Origin of the sequence: Iamia sp., assembly GCF_035575815.1 — a bacterium.
Classification (GTDB): Bacteria; Actinomycetota; Acidimicrobiia; order Acidimicrobiales; family Iamiaceae; genus Iamia.
The window spans coordinates 1-3,806 of sequence record NZ_DATLXO010000169.1; the positions used below are offsets into that span (position 1 = coordinate 1).

The 3,806-nt window shown below is 72.8% G+C and carries 5 protein-coding genes; all 5 read left to right on the top strand.

Annotated elements, in window-relative coordinates; genetic code table 11:
• Window positions 1-799, top strand: a 799-nt coding sequence (locus VNL12_RS17285) for a His/Gly/Thr/Pro-type tRNA ligase C-terminal domain-containing protein (RefSeq protein ID WP_325596190.1), incomplete at its 5' end; no start/stop codon positions are given.
• Window positions 800-1,302: 503 nt separating this feature from the next.
• Window positions 1,303-1,845, top strand: coding sequence for a ribosome maturation factor RimP (gene rimP, locus VNL12_RS17290; RefSeq protein ID WP_325596191.1), 543 nt, complete (start codon window positions 1,303-1,305; stop codon window positions 1,843-1,845).
• Window positions 1,842-3,254: a transcription termination factor NusA gene (gene nusA / locus VNL12_RS17295; RefSeq protein WP_325596192.1), complete on the top strand. Its 1,413-nt coding sequence runs from the start codon at window positions 1,842-1,844 to the stop codon at window positions 3,252-3,254. Before rimP ends, nusA begins: the two co-directional genes overlap by 4 nt.
• Before the next feature lie 5 nt (window positions 3,255-3,259).
• Entirely contained in the window at window positions 3,260-3,586 is a 327-nt protein-coding gene (locus VNL12_RS17300) for a YlxR family protein (RefSeq protein ID WP_325596193.1), read from the top strand.
• A gap of 105 nt (window positions 3,587-3,691) precedes the next feature.
• The coding region (locus tag VNL12_RS21035) for a translation initiation factor IF-2 N-terminal domain-containing protein (RefSeq protein WP_414654923.1) at window positions 3,692-3,806 on the top strand (115 nt) is incomplete at its 3' end.

A 3,806-nucleotide genomic window follows, 5' to 3' on the forward strand; every position in this document is an offset into this window, starting at 1 on the left:
CTTCCCCGGCGCCACCAACACCATGACCACCGAGGCCATGATGGGCGACGGCAAGGCGCTGCAGATGGGCACCAGCCACGAGCTGGGCCAGAACTTCGCCCGGGCCTTCGAGATCGTCTACCAGGACGCCGAGGCCTCCCAGCAGCTGGTCTGGACGACCTCGTGGGGCGTCTCGACCCGCATGATGGGCGGGCTGATCATGGCCCACGGCGACGACGCCGGGCTCAGGCTCCCCCCGCGCCTCGCCCCCACGCAGGTCGTGATCCTCGTCGTCCGCGCCGGCGACGGGGTGGGGGAGCGGGCCCGCCTGATCGCCGAGGCCCTGCGCACCGCAGGCGTGCGGGTCGCCGTCGATGATCGCGTCGATGTCGGCTTCGGGCGGCGGGCCACCGCCTGGGAGCTCAAGGGCGTGCCCGTGCGCATCGAGCTCGGTCCCCGCGACCTCGAGAACGAGGAGGCCACCGTCGTGCGTCGCGACGAGCCCGGCAAGGCCACCGTGGGCCTCTCCGCGCTGACCGGCCACGTGACCGGCCTGCTCGGGGCGATCCAGACCGCCATGTTGGAGGCCGCGCGCGCCCGGCGCGACGAGCGCACCGTCGACGCGGGCGGCGTGGCCGAGGCCATCGACGCGGCGGCGACCGGCTTCGCCCGCATGCGGTGGGAGGACCTCGACGCCGAGGGGCTCGCCGCGCTCAAGGCCGAGGGCGTCACGGTGCGCTGCCTGCAGGGGCCCGACGGCGACGTCGCCGCGAGCGACGACGAGCCCGGCAGCGTGGCCACCGTCGCCCGCTCGTACTGACCACGGCCGTCCGAGGAACACCCGCCCTTCGGATCCGAGCTGGTGGGCAGGCGCACACCGTCTGGTGCCAGCTCGACGGCGGCGCCAGGGCCCCGAGGGCCGCAGCGGTGGCCCGGCCTCGGAGGTCGCCCCCGTGACCACGACCACCCCGCCGTCAAGCGTGCCAGGCGCCGGAGGCTCCCACCCCTCGACCCGTGCCCGCACCACGCTGCCGATGCGACTGAAGCTGGGGACGACGGCGACCTCGAGGGCGAGGTCGACGCCGTGCCGCAGCAGGGGGGGACAAGGGGGGGAGGGCCATGCCCCCACGGTGCGCACCGCCGGGCGGCGCTGTCCCATCGGGCCTGGGTGTCGCCCCTTCGCCGCTCGGCGGTGACCGCTATGCTGGCGGGCCTCACCCACCAGGGTGGGACGCTGAGGAGAGGCGTGGGCTCTGCCCACGCCTTTCTACTGACAGGGCAGCGGCACGGATCGACGACGAGACGACCGGAGGTGACGTGGACATGGGAGCGACCGATCGCGTTCGCGACCTTGCCGCGTCCGTCTGCGACGCCCTCGAGGTCGAGCTGGTCGACGTCGAGCTGGCCGGGGGCGTGCTCCGTGTCACCGTCGACCGCGACGGCGACCTCGACCTCGACATCATCGCCCGCCTGACCCGACAGATCTCCCGGCTGCTCGACGAGGACGACCCGGTGCCCGGTCGCTACACCCTCGAGGTCTCGAGCCCGGGCCTCGAGCGCAAGCTCCGCACCCCGGCGCACTTCGAACGGGTGGTGGGCCAGGTCGTCAACGTCCGGACCAACGCCGGCACCGGGGCCGGACGACGCTTCCGCGGCACCCTGGTGGCCGCCGATGCCGAGGGCATCACCGTGCGCACCGATGAGGTCCCCGACGGCACCGCTGAGGCTGACGCCGCGACCCACACCCTGCGCTACGACCAGATCGAACGGGCCCGCACCGTGTTCGAGTGGGGGCCGGGCCCCAAGCCCGGCAGCCCATCGTCCAAGAGCAGGCCCCCCAACCCGAAGAAGGCAGCGAAGCCATGACCCGCAAGCTCGACATGATGGAGGCCCTTCAGGCCCTGGCCGCGGACCGTGGCATCTCGTCGGAGACCCTGATGGGAGCCCTGGCCGACGCCATGGAGTCGGCCTACAGCCGCATTCCCGGGGCCAAGGACTACGCCTGGGTCACCATCGACCCCGACACCTTCGACATCCTCGTCTGGTCCCAGGAGATCGACGAGGACGGCGAGCCCTACGGCGACGTCACTGATGTCACCCCGCCCGACTTCGGGCGCATCGCGGCCCAGACCGCTCGCCAGGTGATGAACCAGCGCCTGCGCGAGGTCGACCGTGAGATGAAGTACGAGGAGTACTCCGGGCGTGAGGGCGACATCGTCACCGGCATCATCCAGCAGGGCGACTCGCGCTACACGCTCCTCGAGCTCAACCGGGGCGTGGAGGCCCTGCTGCCCCAGGCCGAGCAGGTCCCCCACGAACGTCCGCAGGCCAACGCCCGCCTGAAGGCCTACATCGTCGAGGTGCGCAAGACGGTCAAGGGCCCTCAGATCGTGGTCAGCCGCACCCACCCCGGCCTGATCCGCCGCCTCTTCGAGATGGAGGTGCCCGAGATCGCCGAGGGCATCGTCGAGCTCAAGGCGTGCGCCCGCGAACCGGGGCACCGCACCAAGATCGCGGTCTGGTCCAACGACACCAACGTCGACCCCGTCGGCGCGTGCGTCGGCGCCCGCGGCGCTCGCGTGCGGATGGTCGTCAACGAGCTCAACGGCGAGAAGATCGACATCGTCCCGTTCACCGACGTCCCCGAGGACCTGGTGGCCAAGGCCTTGGCGCCGGCCAAGGTGAAGGAGGTCCGTCTCGACTACGACACCGGCACCGCCACGGTCATCGTCCCGGACTTCCAGCTCTCCCTGGCCATCGGCAAGGAGGGCCAGAACGCGCGCCTGGCCGCCCGCCTGTCGGGCTGGCGCGTCGACATCAAGAGCGAGACCCAGCTGGCCGAGGAAGAGGCCTACGCCAACCAGGACTGGGCCGAGGGCGAGTGGATCACCGACACCGCCACCGGCGAGCAGCTCTGGCAGCCGGCCGACGGCAGCGACGCCCTCTCCGCCCTGGCCTGGGCCACAGCCACCGAGCAGAACGAGGCCGACGCGGCGACGACCGACGCCAGCCCCACGAGCGACGCCGATGCCCCGCCGGTGGCCGACCGAACCCTCGCGACCGACGCCGCAACGGTGCCCGATGTCGCGGACGAGGACGCTGCCATCAGCATCGACCCGGAGTCGTCGGGTGACGAGTCGGCCGTCTCCACCGAGGCCGTCGCCGCCGACGAGGTGGCCGGGGCCGCCGACCCGACGCCGGCCGGGGTCGACGCCGCCTCGGGCGCCACGCCCGAGGCGGAGATCGCCGCCGGCGCCATGCCCGAGGACCAGTAGCAGCCGTGGACGGCGGGGACCGCGTCGGCCCCCGCCGCACCTGCATCGGCTGTCGCCGCACCGCCACCCCCAGCGAGCTCGTACGCCTGGCCCGTGGCGACGACGGGAGCCTGGTCATAGGACGCCGGCACCCCGGCCGGGGTGCGTGGCTGCACCCCGATCCGGCGTGCGTGGCCGAGGCCGGGCGGCGCCGGGCCTTCGGCCGGGCGCTGCGGGGTGACATCCGCGCCGCCGCCATCGAGGCGATCGGTGAGGAGATCACCGCCCCCACGGGCACACCGGAGGGCCGCACCGACGCCCCCCGAGCCAGAGCAACCCCGACCGACTCGTGAGTCGACCGCTGGTGGCGGCGACTTCGCAGGCCGGTACCTGCGTGCGCGAAGATGGAAGACCCGTGCATCGGCACGGGTCACGACCCCGAAGGACTGGCAACCGCCTTGGCAGGAAAGATCCGCGTCCACGAACTCGCGAAGGAGCTCGGCCTCACCAACAAGGAGGCGCTCGACCTCAGCGTGGACCTCGGCATCGGCGTCAAGACCCACTCGTCGAGCA

What these genes read in the sequence shown, in the direction of transcription:
- nusA (WP_325596192.1), top strand. Translation starts at nt 1,842, where the DNA reads ATGACCCGCAAGCTCGACATGATGGAGGCCCTTCAGGCCCTGGCCGCG.
- rimP (WP_325596191.1), top strand. Translation starts at nt 1,303, where the DNA reads ATGGGAGCGACCGATCGCGTTCGCGACCTTGCCGCGTCCGTCTGCGAC.